The sequence below is a fragment of the Rhodococcoides trifolii genome, assembly GCF_014635345.1.
In the GTDB taxonomy this organism is placed as follows: domain Bacteria; phylum Actinomycetota; class Actinomycetes; order Mycobacteriales; family Mycobacteriaceae; genus Rhodococcoides; species Rhodococcoides trifolii.
Map to the genome: position 1 here is coordinate 560,225 of NZ_BMCU01000001.1, position 22,499 is coordinate 582,723.

The 22,499-nt window shown below is 65.6% G+C and carries 19 protein-coding genes; 6 read left to right on the top strand and 13 right to left on the bottom strand.

Going from position 1 to position 22,499, the window contains the following annotated elements; translation table 11 throughout:
- Nucleotides 1-3: 3 nt before the first annotated feature.
- Genes IEW02_RS02625 through IEW02_RS02640 form a run of 4 tightly spaced genes read right to left on the bottom strand, consistent with a single transcriptional unit; the run spans nt 4 to nt 6,516 of the window.
- On the bottom strand, nt 4-933 hold the full coding sequence (locus IEW02_RS02625) for a 3-hydroxyacyl-CoA dehydrogenase NAD-binding domain-containing protein (RefSeq protein WP_188543131.1): 930 nt from the start codon (nt 931-933) through the stop codon (nt 4-6).
- A complete protein-coding gene (locus IEW02_RS02630; protein WP_229745740.1) occupies nt 930-3,659 on the bottom strand; it encodes an acetoacetate--CoA ligase in 2,730 nt (909 codons plus the stop codon). Before IEW02_RS02630 ends, IEW02_RS02625 begins: the two co-directional genes overlap by 4 nt.
- Nucleotides 3,656-5,185 carry an acyl-CoA synthetase gene (locus tag IEW02_RS02635; protein ID WP_229745741.1) on the bottom strand — a complete coding sequence of 510 codons (1,530 nt, stop codon included), beginning with the start codon at nt 5,183-5,185 and terminating at the stop codon, nt 3,656-3,658. Before IEW02_RS02635 ends, IEW02_RS02630 begins: the two co-directional genes overlap by 4 nt.
- Nucleotides 5,182-6,516: an MFS transporter gene (locus IEW02_RS02640; RefSeq protein ID WP_229745742.1), complete on the bottom strand. Its 1,335-nt coding sequence runs from the start codon at nt 6,514-6,516 to the stop codon at nt 5,182-5,184. The genes IEW02_RS02635 and IEW02_RS02640 overlap by 4 nt, the downstream gene beginning before the upstream one ends.
- A gap of 114 nt (nt 6,517-6,630) precedes the next feature.
- Here IEW02_RS02640 and IEW02_RS02645 point away from each other — a divergent pair, with 114 nt between their 5' ends.
- Nucleotides 6,631-7,503, top strand: a complete 873-nt coding sequence (locus IEW02_RS02645) for a PaaX family transcriptional regulator (RefSeq protein WP_188543132.1) — start codon at nt 6,631-6,633, stop codon at nt 7,501-7,503.
- On the opposite strand, the gene IEW02_RS02650 is transcribed toward IEW02_RS02645, so the two are convergent.
- Nucleotides 7,443-7,805 (bottom strand): MerR family transcriptional regulator, encoded by a 363-nt coding sequence (locus tag IEW02_RS02650; RefSeq protein ID WP_188543133.1) that lies wholly within the window; start codon nt 7,803-7,805, stop codon nt 7,443-7,445. The genes IEW02_RS02645 and IEW02_RS02650 overlap by 61 nt on opposite strands.
- Complete coding sequence (locus IEW02_RS02655) at nt 7,802-9,271, bottom strand: SulP family inorganic anion transporter (RefSeq protein ID WP_188543134.1); 1,470 nt, start codon at nt 9,269-9,271, stop codon at nt 7,802-7,804. Before IEW02_RS02655 ends, IEW02_RS02650 begins: the two co-directional genes overlap by 4 nt.
- 80 nt (nt 9,272-9,351) lie before the next feature.
- Here IEW02_RS02655 and fgd point away from each other — a divergent pair, with 80 nt between their 5' ends.
- Nucleotides 9,352-10,365 (top strand): glucose-6-phosphate dehydrogenase (coenzyme-F420), encoded by a 1,014-nt coding sequence (gene fgd, locus IEW02_RS02660; RefSeq protein ID WP_188543135.1) that lies wholly within the window; start codon nt 9,352-9,354, stop codon nt 10,363-10,365.
- 11 nt (nt 10,366-10,376) lie between these two features.
- Nucleotides 10,377-11,342, top strand: coding sequence for an oxygenase MpaB family protein (locus tag IEW02_RS02665; protein WP_188543136.1), 966 nt, complete (start codon nt 10,377-10,379; stop codon nt 11,340-11,342).
- 9 nt (nt 11,343-11,351) lie between these two features.
- Here IEW02_RS02665 and IEW02_RS02670 read toward each other — a convergent pair whose 3' ends face one another.
- From IEW02_RS02670 to IEW02_RS02685, 4 genes are all read right to left on the bottom strand, one after another.
- Entirely contained in the window at nt 11,352-11,522 is a 171-nt protein-coding gene (locus tag IEW02_RS02670) for a CsbD family protein (protein ID WP_188543137.1), read from the bottom strand.
- Between the two features lie 145 nt (nt 11,523-11,667).
- Nucleotides 11,668-11,859 carry a hypothetical protein gene (locus tag IEW02_RS02675; RefSeq protein ID WP_188543138.1) on the bottom strand — a complete coding sequence of 64 codons (192 nt, stop codon included), beginning with the start codon at nt 11,857-11,859 and terminating at the stop codon, nt 11,668-11,670.
- An 87-nt stretch (nt 11,860-11,946) separates the two neighbouring features.
- Entirely contained in the window at nt 11,947-12,366 is a 420-nt protein-coding gene (locus tag IEW02_RS02680) for a MarR family winged helix-turn-helix transcriptional regulator (protein ID WP_229745743.1), read from the bottom strand.
- Nucleotides 12,359-13,810 (bottom strand): DHA2 family efflux MFS transporter permease subunit, encoded by a 1,452-nt coding sequence (locus IEW02_RS02685; RefSeq protein WP_268236689.1) that lies wholly within the window; start codon nt 13,808-13,810, stop codon nt 12,359-12,361. Before IEW02_RS02685 ends, IEW02_RS02680 begins: the two co-directional genes overlap by 8 nt.
- Before the next feature lie 99 nt (nt 13,811-13,909).
- Between IEW02_RS02685 and IEW02_RS02690 the strand changes: the two genes are divergently transcribed.
- From IEW02_RS02690 to IEW02_RS02700, 3 genes are read left to right on the top strand one after another with little or no spacing between them, the layout of a single operon-like run.
- Nucleotides 13,910-14,458, top strand: coding sequence for a cysteine hydrolase family protein (locus tag IEW02_RS02690; RefSeq protein ID WP_188543139.1), 549 nt, complete (start codon nt 13,910-13,912; stop codon nt 14,456-14,458).
- A 29-nt stretch (nt 14,459-14,487) separates the two neighbouring features.
- On the top strand, nt 14,488-16,584 hold the full coding sequence (gene pta / locus IEW02_RS02695) for a phosphate acetyltransferase (protein WP_188543140.1): 2,097 nt from the start codon (nt 14,488-14,490) through the stop codon (nt 16,582-16,584).
- Nucleotides 16,585-16,593: 9 nt separating this feature from the next.
- Nucleotides 16,594-17,778: an acetate kinase gene (locus IEW02_RS02700; RefSeq protein ID WP_188543141.1), complete on the top strand. Its 1,185-nt coding sequence runs from the start codon at nt 16,594-16,596 to the stop codon at nt 17,776-17,778.
- On the opposite strand, the gene IEW02_RS02705 is transcribed toward IEW02_RS02700, so the two are convergent.
- The 3 genes from IEW02_RS02705 to IEW02_RS25045 are packed head-to-tail and all read right to left on the bottom strand — an operon-like array spanning nt 17,775 to nt 22,364.
- Nucleotides 17,775-20,078, bottom strand: coding sequence for a serine/threonine-protein kinase (locus IEW02_RS02705; RefSeq protein ID WP_188543142.1), 2,304 nt, complete (start codon nt 20,076-20,078; stop codon nt 17,775-17,777). The two genes, IEW02_RS02700 and IEW02_RS02705, sit on opposite strands and share 4 nt — an antisense overlap.
- Before the next feature lie 4 nt (nt 20,079-20,082).
- On the bottom strand, nt 20,083-21,057 hold the full coding sequence (locus IEW02_RS25040) for a glutamate ABC transporter substrate-binding protein (protein ID WP_229745744.1): 975 nt from the start codon (nt 21,055-21,057) through the stop codon (nt 20,083-20,085).
- Nucleotides 21,054-22,364 carry a GlnX family signal transduction membrane protein gene (locus IEW02_RS25045; RefSeq protein WP_229745745.1) on the bottom strand — a complete coding sequence of 437 codons (1,311 nt, stop codon included), beginning with the start codon at nt 22,362-22,364 and terminating at the stop codon, nt 21,054-21,056. Before IEW02_RS25045 ends, IEW02_RS25040 begins: the two co-directional genes overlap by 4 nt.
- Between the last annotated feature and the right edge of the window lie 135 nt (nt 22,365-22,499).

Below are 22,499 nucleotides of genomic sequence, written 5' to 3' on the forward strand. Positions count from 1 at the left end.
CTCCTAGGGAAGGTGGTGGCTGGAGCGCTTGAGGCGCATGATGTCGACGAGCAAGCGGTCGCGGTCGGCGACGAGCCCGGCCTGGTCGACGCCGGCCATCTCGTCGTCTATTCCGGCGACCAGCTTGTCGGTCAGTTCGGGCGTGAGCTGCGGTTCACCGAGATCGTCCATCCATTTCTGGGTGGGCGGTCCGAGGTGCTCCAGCAGATGACGCATTCCGCCCTCGCCCCCCGAAAGGTGTTGCGTCGTCAGCGGTCCGACGACCGCCCAGCGTAGTCCGGGCCCGTGGGAGATGGCGGTGTCGATGTCGGCGACGGTCGCAACCCCACGGTCGACGAGTGAGTACGCCTCGCGCCACAGTGCTGCCTGCAACCGGTTGGTGACGTGGCCGGGAACCTCGGCTCGCACCAGAACCGGTTTCTTGCCGATGCTGCGGTAGAAGTCCAGTGCGGAATCGGCGTGAGCCGTGGTAGTCGCCTGTCCGGGAACCACTTCCACCAACGGAATGATGTGAGCTGGATTGAACGGATGCCCGACGAGAACCCGGCCGGGATCGACACGGCACGATCCCTGCAGCAGGGACGGTGCGAATCCGGACGTCGACGACGCGACGATGACACCGGGCCGGACGGTCGCGTCGACCTCGGCGAGGAGGGCGACTTTGTGGTCCAGGCGCTCCGGTCCGTTCTCCTGGACGAAGTCGGCGCTGCGTACTGCGTCCTCCAGCGAACGCACGAACCGGAGGGAACCTCGAGACGTCGCAGGGCGCCCGGACAGTTCCGTGGCGATGTCGAGTTGCGTCTCGAGCGAGGCGGCAAGCCGTTCGGACGCCCCGTCGGCGGGATCGGTGGCAAGCACGTCGTGGCCCGCGGCGAGAAAGCACGCCGCCCAGGCGGACCCGATGATTCCGGTGCCCACGACCGCGACGGTCATTGCAGGCTCGCGAAGGCGTCGAGCGAATCCGGTTGTGCGAGGGAACCCGGAGCGACGACGGTGGACGGGTCGGCGCCCAGCAGCACACGTTTAGCCGGAATCTCGAGCTTCTTTCCGGTGCGGTTGTAGGGGACGACGGGGACGGCGTGGATCTCGTCGGGAATGTGGCGGGGCGACAAGGACGTACGCAGAGCAGTAGAGATGGTCGTGCGCAGATCGTCGGTGAGCTCACCGACGGTGACGACGAACAGCATCAGCTTGCCCATGCCGCCCTGGTCGTCCTCGATGTGGACGACGAGCGAGTCGGTGACGCCGTCCAGTTCCTCCACCACTCGGTAGAACTCGGCGGTACCGAGCCGAACACCGCCCCGGTTCAGTGTTGCGTCGGACCGGCCCGTGATGACGACACCGCCGTCCTTGCGGAAACGGATCCAATCACCGTGGCACCAGACACCGGGGTACTTTTCGAAGTAGGCGCCGCGGTAGCGCGATCCGTCGTCGTCGCCCCAGAACTTCACGGGCATCGACGGGACCGGTTCCGTGATCACGAGTTCGCCGAGTTGGCCTATCACCTCGTTACCGTCCTCGTCGAATGCGGTGGCCGCGAAACCGAGGCTCGGCCCGGACATCTCGCCGGCATACACGGGCGTCAACGGTGAGGCTTGGACGATGCCGGTACACACGTCCGTTCCACCGCTACCGACGTTGAGCAGAACATCGGGACCGAACCGATCACAGATCCATCGGTATCCCTCGACGGGGAGGGGACTGCCGGCGGCGCCGAACTGACGAACGGCGGACAGGTCGAATTCCGTGACCGGTTCGATCCCGTCACGACGGCAGGCCATCACGACACCCGGGCTCATTCCCATGACTGTCGCACCGGTCTCGGCCGCGACCTGCCACTGATAGCGAATGTCCGGATACATCGGGTTGCCGTCCATCATGACGATCGCGGACCGCACCACGAGGCCGCCCACCAAGGTGTTCCACATCATCCACGCGGTGGTGCTGAACCACGAGAAGGTGTCACCCGGGCCCAGATCGAACTGCAACGCATGGTTCTTCAGCGTCTCGAGCAGAATTCCGCCGTGGCCGTGGACGATCGGCTTGGGCTTGCCCGTCGTACCCGAGGAGAAGAGGACCACGAGAGGGTGGTCGAACGGCACCGGCTCGAAGTCGGGAAGGGAGCCGGGGGCACCGGAATCGTTGCGGCCCAGTTCGTTCCACGATGTGACGTCGTCGTCGACGGTGACCGAGCCGTAGGGCACCGAGACGACCGCGGACACACCCGGCAGCGCGGCCCTGATCTGTGCCACCTCGTCCCGACGGTCGATGGGCTTCGCGCCGTAGGTGTACCCACCGACGACGAAGAGGACCTTGGGGTCGATCTGGCCGAAGCGGTCGATGACACTGGGCGCTCCGAACTCCGGTGCGCAGGCGGCCCAGACTGCGCCGAGGCTGACCGTCGCCAAGAACGCCACGAGCGTTTCGGGGATGTTCGGTAGATAGCCCGCAACTCGATCTCCGCGCTGGACACCCAGTTCGACGAGACCGGCCCGGACACGTCGCACCTCGTCACGAAGCTCGGCGAAGGTCATGTCGATGTCGTCGCGGGTCTGCGATCGCGCCTTGACGACGATGGTGTCCCGGTCGGCGTCGGTGCCCAGGGAGTGCTCGGCGTAGTTGATACGCGCTCCGGGAAACCACTGTGCGCCGGGCATGGCTCGCTCGGTGAGCACGGCCTCGTAGGGGGCGTGGGTGACGACGCCGAAGTAGTCCCAGATCGTCTCCCAGAAGTCCTCGATGTCGGTGGACGACCAGCGCTGCAGCGCGTTCCAATCGTCGAACGGTCGTCCGCGCTCGGTCTCGAGCCAGTCGAGGTAGGCACCGACGCGGGAGGTCTTGCGAGCGTCGTGGGGAACGGGGCGGAGCACCTCGACACTCTGCGAGGCAGTTTTCACCTTCGGCCCGCTCCCGTCGAGGAAGGCACCCATGCGCTCCTTGGCCTCGGAACTCGACTGCGCCACGGCAGCCATCAGCGACTCCATCATCAGGCCCTCCTCGGGGCCCACCTCGGCGATACGCGGAAGGGCCTGCAGCACCGCGTAGTTGGTGACCGGAGAGTTTGCGGCGATCTTCTCGGCCAAGTCGAGTGCGGTGACGAGACCGTCGTCGACGAGGTAGGTGGCCAGGCCGAGGCGTTCACCTTCCTGCGCGGACAGGACGCGGCCGGTGAGCATCATGTCCTGCATCCGAGCCACACCGATGAGCCTCGGGACGCGCACCGACGCGCCGCCACCGACGAAGAGACCGCGCTGGCCTTCCGGGAGTGCGAAGAACGCGCTGGGTTCTGCGACCCGAATATGCGCAGCGGCAGCAAGTTCGAGGCCACCGCCCACCACGGCGCCGCGCAGCACGGCGACGACGGGAACCGCGCCGTCGGCCAGTTCGCCGAGAGCTTTGTGCCACATGCGGGAGTGATGCAACCCGCCGACGGCATCACGCTCGGTCAGTTCGGACAGGTCGAGGCCCGCGCAGAAGTGATCGCCCGACGCGTTCAGGACGACAGCGCGGACGCCGTCGGGGGGTGATCGGAAGAACTCGCCCAGGGCGCGAATCGTGTCGTCGTTCAACGCGTTTCGCTTTCGGGGACGGTTCAGAGTCAGGACGCCGACGTCACCCTCGAGGTCGAAGAGCAGTGATTCGGAGATGTGGGTGGTCATCGGTGAGCCTTACTGGTCGCATCCGCGTGAGCACCGAGGGCGCCGCCGTCGCGGAGGTCTTGTTTGCGGATCTTTCCGGAACCGGTTCGGGGGAGGGCGTCGACGAACGTGACCACAGCTGGAACCTTGTACTTCGCCAGTCGGTCCAGGGCGAACGTGCGCAGCGTGTCTGCGTCGAGCGCCGAAGCCGCCGAGGTGACGACGTAGGCATGGCCCACCTCGCCCCACCGGTCGTCTGCCATGCCGACGACGGCACACTCCGTCACGTCGGGATGTTGGTACAAGACGTTCTCCACCTCGGCCGGATAGACGTTCTCGCCGCCGGAGATGTACATGTCCTTCATTCGGTCGACGATGAAGACGAAGCCGTCGTCGTCCTGGTAGGCGATGTCGCCGGTGTGGAACCATCCGCCGTCACTGAACGCGTCGCGCGTGGCGTCGGCGTTGCCCCAGTATCCCGGGGTCACGTTGGGGCCGCGCACGATCACTTCACCTGCGGTGCCTCGGGCGGCTTCGGCCCCCGAACCGTCGACGATGCGCACCTCGTCGAACATTACCTGCTGCCCGGCGGACCCGGCCTTGCGCTCGACGTCACGAGGGCTGAGAAAGGTTGCACCGGGCGCGGTTTCGGTCAGACCGTATCCCTGGCAGAAGGTCACGCCCTTCTCGCGGTAGGTGTCGATCAGTCGGCGGGGGATCGGAGCGCCGCCCGACATGACGCTGCGAAAGGAACCGAGGTCCGCATCCGCCCAGCGCGGCGACTGTGCGAGCTGGGCATACATCGACGTGACGCCGAACATCCACGTGATGCCGTGCCGGTCGACGAGATCGTAGGTGTCGTCGACGTCCCACTTCGGGGCGATGACGTTGGTGCCGCCCTTGAGGTAGACGGTCAGAACCACCTGATCCAGTGCCGCGACGTGGAACATCGGCGCCGACACCAACGCGACCTCGTCGGACGAGACGTCGACGTCGAGCAACATGTTGTAACTGTTCCACAGCAAATTCTCGTGTGTGAGAACAGCGCCCTTGGGTCGCCCCGTGGTACCGGAGGTGTAGAGCACAAATGCCGGGTCGTCGCCGCCGACCTCGGCGGCCGGCGTCGAGTCCGGTTGCGATGGAACGGGTTCGGGTGACCACTCCACGTACTGCACCGGTGTGGGGCAGGTCAGTGCGGCCACGGTTGCCGACAGTGCCGAATCGGCCACCAGGACGGCGACGTCGGCGTCGGCGAGTTGGTAGTCGAGTTCCGGAGCGGTCAGTCGGTGGTTGAGCGGAAGGAAGACTGCGCCGAGCCGCATCGCCGCGAGCATGGTCTCCACGAGGGCGGGGTGATTCGGCCCGAGGTAGGCGACTCGATCACCCGATCGCACGCCGGACCGTCGAAGGTCGGCTGCGCGTCGCAGGACGCGGTGATGCAGTTCGCGGTACGTCAGTTCGGCGCCGAGGTAGATCACCGCGGTGGCGTCGCCGCTCATGCGAGCGCGGCGCTCGGACAGTGTCGCCAGTCCCGGCCGATAGCTCACGAGTGCACCGCAGCCGAATCCGTCGCGACGACCGTCGACAGCGCGCGGTCCTTGGTTTCACCGAGCTTGACGATGCAGACGATCGACAGGGCGGCTACGGCGGCGATCACGATGGACAGCGAGACCGTGCTGGTCCCGCCGTTGGCGCTCATCATCGCTGCGAACAGGACCGGCGAGATGCCGGCGCCGATGCCGGCGATCTGGTAGCCGAGAGATGCTCCGGTGTACCGGTATTCGGTGTCGAACAGTTCCGTGTAGAGACCGGCGAGCGGGCCGTAGACCATCGGATGAATGACGGCCTGCCCGACGACCAGCGCGAGCACGATCATGGGAAAGCTTTGGGTGCCGATGAGCGGGAACAGGGCGAAGCCCCAGAGAGCGATGCCGACGGATCCGGCGATGACCATCGGCATTCGGCCGATCTTGTCCGACAGTGCGGACCACCCGATGATGCCGAAGACGGAGAAGAACGACGAGATGGTGAGCGCGTTCAGGATGCTCTGGCGCGGCACGCCGATCTGGACGCCGTACGCGATGCAATAGGTGGTCAGAGCGCCCTGAAAGATGAACGCGCCCAGCCCGACTCCGACGGAGTAGACCAGCGTCTTCGGTTGAGACTTCAGGATGCGGACGAGGGGGATCTCCTTGTTGGTGACGCGGTCTTCCGCCACGACGAACTCCGGCGACTCTTCGACTTTGGCGCGGATCACGAGACCGACGACGAGAAGCAGCAGGCTCAGCAGGAACGGGATGCGCCACCCCCAGTCGACGAACGCGTCGTTGCCCACGGCAGCGATGGTCGCCGTGATCACGAGGGTCGAGGTGAGTGTGCCGGTCGGAGCGCCGGCGTTGGTGAAGCTGGCCCAGAACCCGCGGCGCGAGTCGGCGTGCTCGGCCGTCATCAGCACGGCGCCGCCCCACTCGCCTCCGAGTGCGACGCCCTGCACCACGCGCAGCAGCACCAGCAGGATCGGCGCGAGGAAGCCCGCCGTCTCGTAGCTGGGCAGTACGCCGACCAGTGTGCTGGCGATGCCCATGATCATCATCGTGAGGACCAACATCTTCTTGCGGCCCAGACGGTCGCCGAAGTGGCCGAACACCACCCCGCCGAACGGGCGGGCGAGGTAGCCGGCCGCGAACGTCGACAGGCTCGCGAGGGTGCCGAGCAGTGGCGTCATGTTGGTGAAGAAGACGTCCTTGAACACCACCGCGGCGCACGTCGCGTACACGAAGAAGTCGTAGTACTCGATGACGCTCCCGATGAAGCTCGACGCCGCAGCTCGCCGCACCATCTTCGGGTCTTTTGCCACGACGGGCGGATTCTGGTTCACGGGGACCTCGCTGGAGTGATGTGGCTCACGAATGGGGTGCTCGAATACTATGCACTCTTGTTGCGTCACGTCAACGAAACGAATTGTGTGGACGTCTCGGTCTAGACTCGCGGTATGGAATCCGAGGAGGTCAACAGCACTCCGCAGTCGCTGCTGTTGGCCTTCCTCGGAATGCACCTGCTGTGGAAACCCATTGCGATCAGCGGCGCATCGATCGTCGACGTGTTCGGCTGGCTCGGCGTCGGGCAGGCAGCCGCGCGGTCGCTGTTGGCGCGAATGACCGATCGCGGAATGCTCGATCGGCACAAGATCGGCCGTAAGACCTACTACTCCCTGACCCCCGACGGCGCCACGATCCTCGACGACGGCTCGCGCAAGGTGTGGCGCGGCGCCGGGCATTCGTCGTGGGACGGGCAGTGGACCACGGTCGTGCTGTCGGTGCCCGAGGATTCCCGCCACCTGCGTCACAGAGCGCGGTCCCGGCTCGGCTGGGCCGGGTTCGGAAACACCTCGTTGGGACTGTGGGTCGCACCCGGCCGGCACGATGTCGCCGCGATCCTGGGGACCGAGTTCGACGGCGCGGACATCACGGTGATGGTCGGACGCACGGTCGCGCCGACGACCGACCGATCGCTGGTGGCGTCGGCGTTCGATCTGGACGAGATCGCGCGCGGCTACGTCGCGTTCGGGTCCCGCTGGTCGTCGCTCGTGGCGGAGGACCTGACCGCATCCGACGCGTTCGCCACCCGGGTGCGGCTGCAGGCGCAGTGGTTGTCGCTCGGCCGGTCCGACCCACTGCTCCCCGCGTCGTTACTGCCGGACCGGTGGCCGGCCGAAGATGCCGAGAAGCTGTTCCGGCGACTCGACGCGACGTTGGACCGTGCGTCCATCGGTATCGAGGCGAGCGGACTGGATTCGATTGCCGTTCAACCGGTTCCGGAAGACACCGTTCTCGATGCGAGCAGCGCCGTGAGCTCCTCGGCGTAAGCGAGCTGGATCCGCAGCTTCTCGCAACTCCTCTGTGCCCGTTCGTGAAACGCCGCGACGAGTGCGGTCGACGACGGGTCGTCGATGGCCGCCAACAGTTCGCCCATCTCCTCGAGCGTGAACCCCAGCGGCTTCATTCGCCTGATCACCAGCAGCCTGTCGACGTCGGCGTCGGTGTAGAGGCGGAAGCCTCCCGCACTGCGCGCGGACGGTGTGACCAGACCGGCCTCGTCGTAATGCCGAATGGTGTTGATGGACAGCTCGGTTCGCTTTGCTACCTCACCGATTTGAAGGTGGCTCATGCCATACCGCTGAGCCGGTCTCGACGTTCCGCGCTTGCTTCGTTCACGCCGACGATGGTGACAGTTTTCCCCTTGGCGCGGTACTTCTCGGTGATCGCGTCGAGTGTCGCCACGGTCGAGAAGTCCCAGATGTGCGACTCCGTCAGGTCGATCACGACGTTCTGCGGATCGCCCACGTAGTCGAACTGGTAGATCAGATCGTTGCTCGAGGCGAAGAACAGTGCGCCGCGAACCGCGTAGACGCGGGTGTTCTCGTCGGGATGGGCCACGTCGACCACCTCGGTCAAGTGCGCGACCCGGCGGGCGAACAGGACCATCGCGACCAGCACGCCCACGCCCACCCCGTAGGCGAGATTGTCGGTCGCCACCGTCACCGCGACGGTGGCCAGCATGACGGCGGTTTCGCTCTTGGGCATGCGGCGCAACGTTTTCGGGTTGATGCTGTGCCAATCCATCGTGCCCACCGACACCATGATCATGACCGCGACGAGCGCGGCCATGGGGATGAGCGCCACGATGTCGCCGAGCACCACCACGAGGATCAGCAGGAACACCCCGGCCAGGAACGTCGAGATGCGGGTACGCGCACCGGAGACCTTCACGTTGATCATCGTCTGGCCGATCATGGCGCAGCCGCCCATGCCGCCGGTGAACCCGGTGACGATGTTGGCCACGCCCTGACCCCATCCCTCACGGGTCTTGTCGGAGTGGGTGTCGGTGATGTCGTCGACGAACTTCGCCGTCATGAGCGATTCGAGCAGCCCGACAATCGCCATCGTGATCGCGTACGGGGCGATGATCGACAGGGTGTGCAGGTCGAACGGGACGTCGGGGACGAGGAACGCGGGCAGCGACGACGGTAACTCGCCCTCGTCGCCGACGTTCGGAACGTCGAGCGCGAACACGATCGTCGTCGCGGTCAGCAGCACGATGGCGATCAGCGGAGCCGGAACCACGGTCTGCACACGCGGCAGGAGCACCATGATCGCGATCCCGATCGCGACCATCGGATAGACGAGCCACGGCACGTCGACCAGGTGTGTGAGCTGGGCGATGAAGATGAGGATGGCCAAGGCGTTGACGAACCCCACCATGACGCTGCGGGGAACGAACCGCATGAGCTTGGCGGCACCCAGGAGGCTCAGGACGATCTGGAACGCGCCGGCGAGAATGACCGTCGGGATCAGGTAGTCGACGCCGTACTCGCGCACCAGCGGCGCAATGACCAGGGCGACAGCGCCCGTTGCCGCGGAGATCATCGCGGTGCGGCCGCCCACGATTGCGATGGTGACGGCCATGGTGAACGACGCGAACAATCCGACCCGGGGATCGACACCGGCGATGATCGAGAACGAGATCGCTTCGGGGATGAGCGCGAGGGCCACCACCAGACCGGCCAGCACCTCGGTTCGGAGGCGGGTGGGCGATCGAAGAGCAGCGCGGCTGGACGTCACATCGGTAGGCACGTGATGCCACCCTACTCTCGGGTGAGAGGAGAGTTGGTATCCAGCGACCGGCCTCACAGCGGAGGGAGGATGATCGAATCATGGGACAGCAACTGAAGTTGGGTTACAAGGCATCGGCCGAGCAGTTCGGGCCGCGCGAGCTCGTCGAACTCGGCGTGCTCGCCGAAGCGGCAGGAATGGATTCCGCGACGGTCAGCGATCACTTCCAGCCGTGGCGACACGAGGGCGGACACGCACCGTTCTCGCTCGCGTGGATGACCGCCGTCGGCGAGCGCACCACGACCCTGCAGCTCGGAACGTCGGTCATGACACCGACATTCCGCTACAACCCGGCCGTTGTGGCGCAGGCCTTCGCGACCATGGCGTGCCTGTACCCGAATCGCATCTTCCTCGGCGTCGGCACCGGAGAGGCCCTCAACGAGATCGCCACCGGGTTCGAGGGTGAATGGCCCGACTTCAAGGAACGATTCGCCCGTCTGCGCGAATCGGTGAAGCTCATGCGCGAGCTGTGGCTAGGCGATCGTGTCGACTTCGAGGGCGAGTACTACAAGACCAAGGGTGCGTCGATCTACGACGTGCCCGACGGCGGCGTCCCCGTCTACATCGCGGCCGGCGGCCCGATGGTGGCGCGCTACGCGGGTCGCTATGGCGACGGCTTCATCTGCACGTCCGGCAAGGGCATGGAGCTCTACACCGACAAGCTGGTACCCGCCGTGGCCGAGGGCGCCGAGAAGATGGACCGCCCGGTCGGCGACATCGACCACATGATCGAGATCAAGATTTCGTACGACACCGATCCTGATGCCGCACTGGAGAACACGCGCTTCTGGGCGCCGCTGTCGCTCACCCCCGAGCAGAAGCACTCCATCGACGATCCGATCGAGATGGAGAAGGCTGCCGACGAACTGCCCATCGAGCAGGTGGCGAAGCGGTGGATCGTGGCGTCCGATCCGGACGAGGCGGTGGAGAAGGTCAAGCCGTACGTCGACGCGGGGCTCAATCACCTGGTCTTCCACGCGCCGGGGCACGACCAGCGCCGCTTCCTCGATCTTTTCAAGGCCGATCTGGAGCCGCGACTGCGTAAGTTGGCGTAACCTCCGCCCCCATGGACCGGTATGCGCTGCGGGACAAGACGGCTTCACTCGACCCGGAAACGGACTACGAGGAGATCAGTCGCATCCTCGCGACGCAAGAGTTTCCCTGGGACATCAACCAGGCCTTGAGCTTCGCGTTGTTCCGGACGTATGCGGTGCCGTCGATCGGCGCGCTGCTTTTCGCGACGGGTGAATTCACCGAGCGAGTCCAGAAGCGATACGACGACACCGGGCTGATTCTCGACGCCATCCTCGAGCACGGGCTCACGAGCGATCGTGGTCGCAGTGCGGTTCGACGGATGAACAACATGCACGGCTCGTACGACATCCCGAACAGCGACATGCTGTACGTGTTGTCGACGTTCGTGGTGATGCCGGTGCGGTGGATCGAGCAGTACGGGTGGCGTTCTCTGACCGCACACGAGATCACCGCGACGACGAACTACTACCGCAAGATGGGTGCCCTCATGGGCATCAAGGACATTCCGTCGACGGTGGACGACTTCGCGGACTTCATGGATTCGTACGAGGCCGAGCATTTCGCATACGACGCCGGGGCCCGTGCGGTTGCCGACTCGACGCTCGCCCTGCTGTGCACGTTTCCGCCGAACGACAAGGCACCGAAACGGGCCATCGAAGTGTTCTCTCGATCGCTGATGGACGACGCTCTGCTCGACGCGTTTCGCTATCGCCGTCCGAATCGGGTGGTGCGCTTTCTTTCACGTAGGGCGTTGACACTGCGGGGAAAGGTGGTGCGGTTCATGCCCGTTCGTGCGACTCCGATGTTCGCTCGCGAGCTTCCAAACTTCCGGTCGTATCCCGGTGGCTACGAAGTCGAAGATCTCGGGACGTTCCCGCGAGACAACGCCCGGCCTCCGGCCTTCCCTGGCAACGGCTGTCCCGCCAAGCACCATGACAGCAAGGAAACCGGCACACCCCCGAGTGCGCCGGTTTCCGCTCGTGTCACAGTGACGTGAAAAGAACCCTTACTTGAAGGTGTCCTTGATGTTCTCGCCGACCTTCTTCACGCCGGCAGAACCCTGATCCTTCTTACCTTCGGCTTCGAGGTCCTTGTTGTCGGTGGCGTCACCGATGACCTCTTTGGCCTTGCCGATCGCATCTTCGGCAGCATTCTTGGCCTTGTCGACGAAGCTCATGATGTCTCCTTCTCGAACGTCTTTGGCTTACAGGAGTTGAGTCGGAGGCGGTCGGTCGAAGCGCACGCCAAATGTGCGTGATGTGGGTCACAGACAGGTAGTTGCCACGTCTGCGCTGGTCAGAAGACCGGCCGGAGGAGAATTATCAGGCGTCCTTCGACGACGACTCGCCCGTATCCAGGTGCCCGACGATGCCGCGAGCTTTCTCGGCCAAGTCGTCGCGTCCCTTCTTCTTGGCGTCGGACTCCATCTTTCTGGCGCCCTGCAGGATCCGCTCGAGATCGCTGCTGCTCACTTCATCGTTGGCGTTTGTCACGGTGTTCTCACTTTCTGGCATGAATCCAGTGTAACGCCGGACACACTTTGCATGCCCGTTCTCACGATTCGTCTCCGCGGCCGAGGGATGCGAGCAGGTTGGCGGTCCTCATGGCTCGATGTCGGCCACCTGGCTCAGGATGCGGTGCAGTTCAGCCGCGTCGGCCGGGTCGAGGCGTCGCAGAGCGTCGGGTACCGGGTCGTCGATGCGCGCGGCACGGTCCAACACCGCGAGACCGGCGTCGGTGATCGTCACCTGCTTGCGCCGACGGTTCCCTTCGTCGACCGTCCGTACGACGTACCCGAGCTTCTCCAGGTGATTCACGCACACGGTGGCAGCGGGGGCGTCCATCGCCGCGGCGGTGGCCAGGTCACCTACCGTCAGGGGTCCGCCGCGCAGGCGCTTGAGCACGCGTATCCGGCTGAAGGGCATGTCGACTTCCTCGGCCACTCGACGTCGCCACGTGTCACGGTTCTCGAACACGAGTGAAACCAGTACGCGCCAAGCGGATTCGATCGGTTCAGCCACGGGCGAGGTCCGGTTCGCCGAAGGTGCGCGCCACGTCGTCGGCGGTCCGGCGAGCCCACGGCCGCGCCACGACGAAGCCGAGAACCGCGACGACGACGCCGACTCCGGCGACACCCCACCACACCGTGTGCGTCGAGACGGCGAAGCTCGCATCGAGCCCCGCGGCTGCGCCGGCTCCGGTCAGGCTGCCGCACAGCGCAACTCCGATGCTCACGCCGATCTGCCGACTGGTCGATGCCACGGCCGACGCAGCGCCGGCGCGGTCACGTGGCATCCCGCCCACCGCAGCGTTGGTGATCGGTGCGTTGACGAGTCCGAACCCGCAACCGAACAGCGCGAACATGACCATGAGCACTGCGATCGGAGTAGCGGCGTCGAGCGTGGTCAGCCAGAGTCCGCCGCCGGCAATCAGAATTCCGGCGACGACCATCGATGGGCGAGCGCCCCATCTGGCGACCATGCGTCCCGACAGGGGCGAGCAGATCATCGTGGCGGCGGCCAGTGGGAGGAACGACGCGCCCGTGTCGATGGCGCTCAGTCCGCGCACCTCCTGCAAATAGAGCGACATCAGAAAGAGGAACGCTCCCCACCCCGCGTAGGCGAAGACGGCGACGACGGTCGCCGACGAGAAGGGAACGCTGCGGAAGAAGCGGAGGTCGATGAAGGGATCCGCACGGTGGTGCTCGTACTCCACGAAGCCGACGAACGACGCGACGGTGACAGCGAACACCGCAAGGGTGATCGGTGACGTCCACCCGTGTGCCGGCCCCTCGATCAGGCCGTAGACCAGTGACGCAAGCATGAGCACGCCCAGAACTTGACCGATCGGGTCGAAGCGCCGCACCACCGGGGAACGCGATTCGGGGACGAAGACGGCCGACAGAACGACGGCGGCAATGCACACGGGGATGTTGATCCAGAACACGCTGCGCCATCCGGACACTTCGATGAGGAGACCGCCCAGAATCGGGCCGAGGGCCATCGAGATGCCGACGACGGCTCCCCACATCCCGATGGCGCGGGCGCGTTCGGCCTTACCGGTGAAGACCTGGGTGATGATCGACATGGCGACGGGGTTGAGCATCGATCCGCCGACGGCCTGGATCGCGCGAGCCGCGATCAGGACCCCTGCTGTGGGGGCCAGGCTGCAGAGCAGCGATCCGACCGCGAAGCCGACCAGTCCGATCTGGAAGAGCCGCCGCCGTCCGAACCGGTCCGCGGTGCTGCCGGACAGCAGGAGCAGGCTGGCAAGCACCAGGGTGTAGACGTCGATCGTCCACTGCAGCTGCGAGACGGACGCACCCAGCTCGGAGCGGATGGACGGCAGCGCGACGTTGACGATGGTGGCGTCCATCGACACGATCAGCAGGCTCAGGCAGCAGGTGGCCAGGATGATCGTCTTGCGGCGCTGATCGGGTTCGGTCGCAGCAACAGTTGTAAGCACACAACTATTACTACGCCTCATCATCGACGTTGCCTACCCGTGTGGTCGGGATCACCTCGAAACGCCGTGGCAGTCCGGTGGAACGTGCAGGCTCGACTCATGACAACCGGACTTCTCCTCATCGACATCCAGAACGACTACTTTCCCGGTGGAGCGTTTCCCCTGGTCGGACCCGAAGCCGCCGCCGCGGCTGCCGCGAAAGTCCTCGAGAAGCAGCGTGCGTCGGGTGCGCCGATCGTGCACATGCAGCACGTGTGGGACGGTTCCGACGCCACGTTCATGCGGCCCGGCACCGCCGGAATCGAGATCAACGACGCCGTGACCCCGGCCGACGGCGAGCCCGTGGTGCAGAAGAACTACCCGAACTCCTTCCGCGACACCGGACTGCACGAACAGCTGCAGTCGCTCGGCGTCGACTCCCTCGTCGTGGTGGGCATGATGAGCAGCATGTGCGTCGACGCGACGGTGCGCGCCGCGGACGACCTGGGGTACCCGGTGACCGTCGTGCACGACGCGTGCGCGGCGCCCGACCTCGAGTTCGACGGAACCTCCGTCCCGGGCGCCCAGGTGCACTCCGCTGTGATGGGTGCACTGGGAAGCATGATCGCGACCGTGACGTCGTCCGAGGAGCTACTCGCGCAGTCCTGAGCGGACGACCTACCTCTAGGCTGACTTCCATGGTCGCTGCGCCCGCCGAAACGCCCGAAACGCACACCCTGTCGAGCATCTACATCGCCTCGCCCGAGGGCGACACCGGCAAGTCGACCATCGCTCTCGGGTTGTTGCAGATGCTGTGCGCGACCACGGCGCGGGTCGGCGTCTTCCGGCCCATCGCCCGCTCGACGTCCGAGCCCGACTACATCCTCGAGCTCATGATCGACCACACGACGGCCGACCTGAGCTACGAACAGTCCCTCGGCGTCACCTACGAGGAGGTGCACGCCGACCAGGATGCTGCCCTCGCCGAGATCGTCCGCCGCTATCACGAGGTGGCGGACCAGTGCGATTCCGTGGTCATCGTCGGCAGCGACTACACCGACGTGGGAAGTCCCAGCGAGCTCGGTTTCAACGCCCGGATCGCGGTGAACCTCGGTGCTCCGGTGTTGCTGGCGCTGCGCGGATCCGAACGCACCCCCAAGGAGATCGCGCACCTCGCCGAGCTCTGCGCATCGGAATTGGCAACGCACCGTGCACATCTCGTGGCCGTGATCACGAACCGATGCGACCCCGACCAACTGGACGACGTCATCGAAGCTCTGAAGGTGGTCGACGTTCCCGCGTGGAGCTTGCCCGAGGTACCGCTGCTCGTGGCACCGACCATGGCAGAGTTGCTCGAGTCCATCGGCGGGCAGCTCTACAGCGGGGATCCCGAACTGCTGCAACGCGAAGCACTGCACGTGATGGTCGGGGGAATGACGGCCGAGCACATTCTCGAGCGGTTGTGGGAGGGTGTCGCGGTGATCGCGCCCGCCGACCGATCGGACGTGCTGCTGGCGCTGGTCAACGCCCACGAGGCCGACGGGTTTCCCTCTCTCGCCGGCATCATCATGAACGGTGGTCTCGAGCCGCATCCCATGATGGCCAAGCTGATCACGGGCCTCGAACCTCGATTGCCGATTCTCACAACGACACTCGGCACGTACGAGACGGCGAGCGCCGCCGCCCGCACGCGCGGCCGGGTTGCGGTGGGCTCCCAGCGCAAAGTCGACACCGCCATGTCGCTCATGGAGCAACGCGTCGACGGCCGGACCCTGGTCGAGCGCCTGAACATCACGATGCCGTCCGTCGTCACGCCGCAGATGTTCGAGTACCAACTGCTCGCCCGAGCGCGTGCCGACCGCAAACACATCGTGCTCCCCGAGGGATCGGACGATCGAATTCTTCGCGCCGCCGGACGTCTGCTGCAGCGCCAGGTCACCGACCTCACCATTCTGGGAGCCGAGGGAGCGATCCGCCGCCGGGCGTCGGAACTGGGTGTCGACCTCGACGACGCGACCATCCTCGACCCGTCGTCGTCGGACTACGCCGAGGAGTTCGCCGCCGACTACACCGAACTCCGGAAACACAAGGGTATGACGCTGGACCGTGCCCGCGAGGTGATGACGGACATCTCGTACTTCGGAACGATGATGGTGCACAAGGGACTTGCCGACGGCATGGTGTCCGGCGCGGCCCACACGACAGCACACACCATCCGGCCCTCGTTCGAGATCATCAAGACAGAGGACGGAGTATCGACGGTCTCGTCGATCTTCCTGATGTGCCTCGCCGACAAGGTGCTGGCCTACGGAGACTGCGCCGTGGTGCCCGACCCGACATCGGAACAGTTGGCCGACATCGCGATCTCGTCAGCGCAGACGGCGCAGCAGTTCGGTATCGAACCGCGAGTGGCCATGCTGTCCTACTCCACCGGAGATTCGGGCACGGGCGCGGACGTCGACAAGGTCCGCACCGCAACGTCTCTCGTGCGCGAGCGCCGTCCGGATCTTCTGGTCGAGGGTCCGATCCAGTACGACGCAGCGATCGACCCGTCCGTCGCGAAGTCCAAGCTCCCCGACTCCGACGTCGCGGGCCGGGCAACCGTGTACATCTTCCCCGACCTGAACACCGGCAACAACACGTACAAGGCGGTGCAGCGCAGCGCCGGCGCGGTCGCGGTCGGTCCTGTGCTGCAGGGTCTGCGCAAGCCCGTCAACGATCTCTCGCGCGGAGCGCTGGTGCAGGACATCGTCAACACCGTTGCCATCACGGCCATTCAGGCCCAGTCGAAGTAAGGCGGGACAGTGTCCGTACTGGTGATCAACTCCGGTTCGTCCTCCGTGAAGTTCCAACTGGTGGACCCGTCCGACGGGCGCAGCATCGCGAGCGGTCTGGTCGAGCGCATCGGCGAGTCCAGCGGACATGTCGCGCTCACGTACGAGGGGGAGACCACCGAGAACTCGGCGCCTTTTCCCGATCACGGTGCGGGATTACGGTCCGCGTTCGAGATGATGAAGGAACGCGGTATCGATCTCTCCGATGCCGGTGTGACCGCAGTGGGTCACCGCGTGGTGCACGGCGGTGAAGTGTTCTCCGAACCGACCTTGATCGACGACGACGTGTGCCGCAAGATCGATCAGCTCAGTTCGCTTGCGCCGCTGCACAACCCGCCCAACCTGCAGGGCATCGAGGTGGCGCGTCGGGAATTGCCGGATATTCCGCAGGTCGCGGTGTTCGACACCGCGTTCTTCCACGCACTCCCGGCTGCCGCCGCCACGTACGCAATCGACTCCGATGTCGCGGCGGCACACGGGGTTCGCCGGTACGGGTTCCACGGAACGTCGCACGAGTACGTGTCCGGGCGGGTCGCGGAGTTCCTGGACCGAGACCCGACGTCACTGAACCAGATCGTGTTGCACCTCGGCAACGGCGCGTCGGCGTCGGCCGTGCGCGGTGGGGCGGCCGTCGACACGTCGATGGGTTTGACCCCACTGGAAGGTCTGGTCATGGGCACCCGAAGCGGTGACATCGATCCCGGTGTGATCATGCACCTACGCCGTAGCGCGGACATGAGCGTGGACGAGATCGACGAGTTGCTCAATCGGCGATCGGGCATCAAGGGTCTCAGTGGTGTGAACGACTTCCGTGAACTGCGGACCAAGATCGAGTCGGGCGACGACGCGGCGCGGTTGGCGTACGACGTCTACATTCACCGTCTCCGGAAGTACCTCGGCGCGTACATGATCGCCCTCGGTCGCGTCGACGTCATCACCTTCACCGCCGGCGTCGGCGAGAACGATCTGAACGTCCGAGCGGATACGCTCGCAGGTCTGGAGATGTACGGCATCGTGGTCGATCCCGAGCGGAATGCGGTGCGCAGCAAGGATGCGCGGGCTATCTCACCCGACGGCAGCCCGGTGACCGTGCTGGTGGTGCCGACGAACGAGGAGTTGGCGATCGCCAGGGCGGCGGCGAGGTTGGTGGGTTAGAAGAACGACCGCGGCCGCACCGCGTTCGCCAGGTCCACCAGCGCGTATCGGTGACGGCGAGTCTTGGCGGTGCGGGCCAACGAACGCAGCGCCGACTCGACTCCGCGGCGGAGGCCGTCGCGGGTGAAGGGCGTGCCGAGCAGCGTGCGATTTTCCTCGGGTGTGTGACCGGCTTCCATCCATTCGAGCGCGGTGCCGAGAACGCGGGTACGAAGTTGTAGCGCTCGACTCTCTTGTGGTGGAAGCGTTTCCACCCGTCGCGCGGCTTCGTACAACGCCGCCTCGTCGACGTCCGCCGCGTCGCCCGAGAGGAGTGACAGCACACTCGTCATGCGTGCCATCGAGTAGTGACGGGACGTCGCCTGTACCTGGTCGAGGGTGACGATCGCGTCGAAGAGCGCCCCACCTTCGCAGAGGCGGCGCGCCAAACCGAAACCGGCACTGACGACGGTGCGGTCGGTCCGCCACACCGCCTCGTAGAACTCCTCCGCACGGTCCTGCCATACCGACTTCTGCTCGTCGCCGGAGTTCTTCTCCTGCGCAACGAGTTCGGCTGTTGCGGCCAAGGCCAGTTTCGGAGCGATCTCACCCGGCATCGCCGACAGCACGTAGTCGAACCTGTCCCACGCCTGCTCGTATCGGCCGCGGAGGAGACACGTCAACCCTCGGTGCCAGTCGACGCGCCAGTTCCCCTCGACCGAGGCGAGCCGATCGAGAACAGACTGTGCTGCTTCGCCTTCGGACAGATCGAGGTACGCACGCGCTTCGGTGAGCACCGACTCGACGGAACTGCTCCCCACCACCCTGTCCATACCGTTCTCGCGGGCCAGTCGCAGCGACTCCAGCGTCTGTTCCGGCTCGCTGTGCATGGCGGCGGCGATCACCGGCGCACTCGGGTCGGACGTGTCGATGAGCGGAATCGGCAGCGCGGCCACGACGTCTCGTGGATCGAGACGTTCGGTGCGGTAGATGCCGTCGACGTAGACGTCGGTGGTGGCCACCTTCTCGTCCGTGCCGAACGTGGTGCGCTGTGGGCTGAACACGGCCGACAGTGCGTGGTGCGGTTCACCGGTGTTCTGCGCCAGAATTCCCCGCAGCACACCGCTCAGCTGACTGGCCGCTTGGTCGGCGGAGACGAAGCGGGCGTTCGGGTCCGGGTTCGTCGCGCGGAGCAGGAGTCGTCGGTAGTACTGATACTCGTCCAGCAGCGGGGCGTCCTCGGGCAACCCATCGAGGTAGCGCCCGTTCTCGGACTTCATGTCGAGGGTGAGTACCGCCAGAGTGCGTCCCACCGTGTAGATGTCGGACGACACCGTCGGCCCGGTCCGCACGATCTCCGGCGCCTGATATCCCGCGGTGCCGTACAGGTACCCGTAGTCCTCGATGGCCGTGACCGCGCCGAGGTCGATCAGCTTGATCTGATCCTCGCTGACCATGACGTTCTCCGGCTTGAGGTCGTTGTACGCCAATCCGATCGAGTGCAGGTAGGAGAGCGCCGGCATCACCTCGATCAGGTATGCGATGGCCTCCTCGACCGGCATCTTCGTCTGCGATCCCGTGGTCGTCATGATCTGACGCAGCGTCCGACCGCCGACGTACTCCATGACGATGTACCCGGTCTGGGATCCGTCGTCGCGGGGATGCTCGACGAAGTTGTAGATCTTGACGATTCCGGGATGGGTGACCTCGGCGAGGAACTGTCGCTCGGACACCGCGACGGCGTGCGCTTCGGCGTTCCCGAAGTGCAAGAGCCCCTTCAGAACCACCCAGCGGTCGGAGACGTTGCGGTCGATGGCGAGGTAGATCCAGCCGAGCCCGCCGTGCGCGATGCACCCCTGAACCTCGTACTGCCCGGCAACCATCTCACCCGGTTCGAGCAGTGGCGAGAAGTCGAAGTGCGTTCCGCAGCGGGCACATTCACCGGCAGGTGTTGCTGGTCTGCCGTCGATGCTCCGACCCACCGGAGCGTTGCATTTCCAGCAGAACCTCTTGCTCTCCGGTACCCGGGGGTCGGCCATCACCGCGGTCGACGGATCCACGACTTCGATGCGGGGGATGGCGACGAGGCCACCGCCGAGGCGGCGACGCATTCCCGTCGTGCGATTGCGCGCCGAGCGGGACCGGCGCGAGGGACGCGAAGAAGGATCGCGCAGAACCGCTTTGGTGCCCTCCGGTTCCTCGTCGTCGAAGTTCGGCGGGGTTGCGCGCAACGACGCAACGGTGGCGTCGTCCGGTTCGGGACGCACCGCAGCGCGCGTCGCTTGGTCGTCCACCGCCTGATCGTCTCCGGTCTCGGTCACGGCGCTACTCGCTGTACGTGGGGTAGGGGGGACCGGGAGATCGGCCGAGGACGGACAGCCAGCGGTCGTAGATGTCGTTCCACGTACCGTCCGAACGAATGCGTTCGAGTGTTCCGTTCACGAAGCGAACGAGGTCGTCGTGACCTTTGGTGATCCCGATTCCGTACGGTTCGGCGCCGAGGCTGCCGCCGACGATCTCGAGGTACGGATCCTGGGCAGCCAGGCCGCCGAGGATGGAGTCGTCGGTGCTGACCGCGTCGACCTCGCGCTGTTGGAGCACCACCAGGCAATCGGCCCAACTGGGAACGCTGATGATCTGCGCCGGTGGTTGCAGCACCTGGATGCGGGACTGCGAGGTGGTACCGCTCGCGACGCAGACCTTCTTGCCGCCGAGGTCTCCGGCGCTCGAGATGCCGGACCCTTTCACGGCAAGAATCCGCTGATCGGCCTGATAGTAGACGGTGGAGAACGTGACCTGTTGCCGTCGTTGGCAATTGATCGTCATGGTCTTGACCACGACATCGACGTCGGCGTTCACCAGTGCGCTGGTGCGAGCGAGGGACGACAGGATGCGGAACTCCACCCGGTTGGGGTCTCCGAACAGATCGCGTGCCACCTCGCGGGCGATGTCGACGTCGAAACCCTCCACGTCACCGGTGAGCGGATCACGGAAGCTGAACAGGTTGCTTCCCGTGTCGAGCCCCACGATCAGACGCCCGCGAGCTCGGATGGCGTCGACGTTGGGGGTGATCGGGGGCGGGGTGCCGGGGGGCACGGTGAGGCGCGGACGCAGGCTCGCTACCGGGTTCCCGCAGTCCACCGGATGTGGCTCGGGCGCAACGACATCGGTGACGGTCGAGGTTCCGTCCGGCAGCGGTGCGGGCTGCGTCGTCGACTCGGGGCTGGTGGGGACGGGTGTGACCTCGGCGCAGCCGGCCAGGGCAAGGACGGTGGCGAACAGCGCGATCTGTTTTCTCACAAGTACTCCCGCAGTCGCACACCGAGGCCACCGGCGACGGCGAGAAGAGAACTCCCCGCGAGAACCGAGATGCCCACGGCCAACCCGTCGAGAACGCTCGCGCCGCGAGCAATGTTGCTTCGCAACTCTTCTCGCGCCACGTCGATTTCCCGGACCAGCTCGTCTTCGAGATCGGCGAAGATATCCGCCGAGTCGCCGTCGTTGGTTCCGGTGGCGATGGCGACCGCCGTTGCGAAGTCGCCCACCGCGAGCGACGCGTTCATGCGCTCGTGCGACTTCGTCCACTGGTCGACCAGCGCCAGGGATGCATCGATACGGGTGTTGTCGAGCGAGCTGTCCTGCTGCAGGCTGTAGAGAACGCCGTTCAGGCTTTGGATGGCGGCAGTGAAGGACTGGTCGTAATCGTTCACTCCACCGCGCCGCGCCATACCGATGGTCTCGTCGGTTCGTGCCTGCTGGGCGAGGATTCGACCGCTGGTGAGTCGATCGACGGGTTCGGCGCCACGCATGAGTGCACGGTTGGTCGAGGTCGACGAGACGAGTCCGACGACGAGCATCCACACGAACAGCACCACCATCGCGACACTGCCCAGTGCGAGTCCGGGATTGAGGGTGCGGCGTGTTCTCCGCGACACGAACCGTTGCGCCGCAACGAGAACGACGATCGAGAACACCACCAGGACGAGAGACAGCCATGGTGGACGGTCGAACTGCTCCTGCGCCGCTCGGACGTCGTCGGATTTGGTGCTGTGCAACTCCTCGGCCCACGGAAGAATCGACGTCTGCATCAGGGTCGACGCCTCGGCGAGGTACGCGGCGCCCACGGGGTTGCCGACCCGGTTGTTGCTGCGGGCCGTCTCGATGATCCCGGCGTAGAGGGGCAGGCTCGACGAGATCTTCGCGAGGGTCGTCTGAGAGGTGGAGTCGTCGGCGTCGAGGCCCGTCGACGCACGCACCACCTCGCCCGCGGCGGAGCTGATGGCCTGTGTGTAACGGTCACGGACCGCGGCCGGCTCGAGACCACCGGACAGGAATGCGGTCGCCGCAGCGGCATCGGCGACCGACAGCTGCCCGTACAGGTTCTGCGCGGCGTCGGAGAGTGGTTCGGTGCGGGACAGAACGGTGTCGAGTGTGTTCTGCCTGTCGGCGACGGCGAACGTGGTGACGACGGCGGTGGTGATCAGCGTCGCGGCGACGAGGATGCCGACGACGATCAGCTTGATCGGAGTGGAATGCAGGATCTCCGACCGTTCGGAACGAGTGGATGCTGCCCGCGGAAGCGCGAGCCCACTCGTCTGCACGTACACCTCGCACCCTTTCGTTTTCAGCGCCCGGTTTCTGAGCATAAAGCCAAGAGGACGAGCCCGTCCGGGTTGGCGAATCCTCCTTCACCAAGATCGGTCGCGGTCCGCCGAGCGTTAGTCTGAGAGGACGGAATGCGA

What these genes read in the sequence shown, in the direction of transcription:
- IEW02_RS02625 (WP_188543131.1), bottom strand. Translation starts at nt 933, where the DNA reads ATGACCGTCGCGGTCGTGGGCACCGGAATCATCGGGTCCGCCTGGGCG.
- IEW02_RS02630 (WP_229745740.1), bottom strand. Translation starts at nt 3,659, where the DNA reads ATGACCACCCACATCTCCGAATCACTGCTCTTCGACCTCGAGGGTGAC.
- IEW02_RS02645 (WP_188543132.1), top strand. Translation starts at nt 6,631, where the DNA reads ATGGAATCCGAGGAGGTCAACAGCACTCCGCAGTCGCTGCTGTTGGCC.
- IEW02_RS02650 (WP_188543133.1), bottom strand. Translation starts at nt 7,805, where the DNA reads ATGAGCCACCTTCAAATCGGTGAGGTAGCAAAGCGAACCGAGCTGTCC.
- fgd (WP_188543135.1), top strand. Translation starts at nt 9,352, where the DNA reads ATGGGACAGCAACTGAAGTTGGGTTACAAGGCATCGGCCGAGCAGTTC.
- IEW02_RS02665 (WP_188543136.1), top strand. Translation starts at nt 10,377, where the DNA reads ATGGACCGGTATGCGCTGCGGGACAAGACGGCTTCACTCGACCCGGAA.
- IEW02_RS02670 (WP_188543137.1), bottom strand. Translation starts at nt 11,522, where the DNA reads ATGAGCTTCGTCGACAAGGCCAAGAATGCTGCCGAAGATGCGATCGGC.
- IEW02_RS02675 (WP_188543138.1), bottom strand. Translation starts at nt 11,859, where the DNA reads ATGCCAGAAAGTGAGAACACCGTGACAAACGCCAACGATGAAGTGAGC.
- IEW02_RS02690 (WP_188543139.1), top strand. Translation starts at nt 13,910, where the DNA reads ATGACAACCGGACTTCTCCTCATCGACATCCAGAACGACTACTTTCCC.
- pta (WP_188543140.1), top strand. Translation starts at nt 14,488, where the DNA reads ATGGTCGCTGCGCCCGCCGAAACGCCCGAAACGCACACCCTGTCGAGC.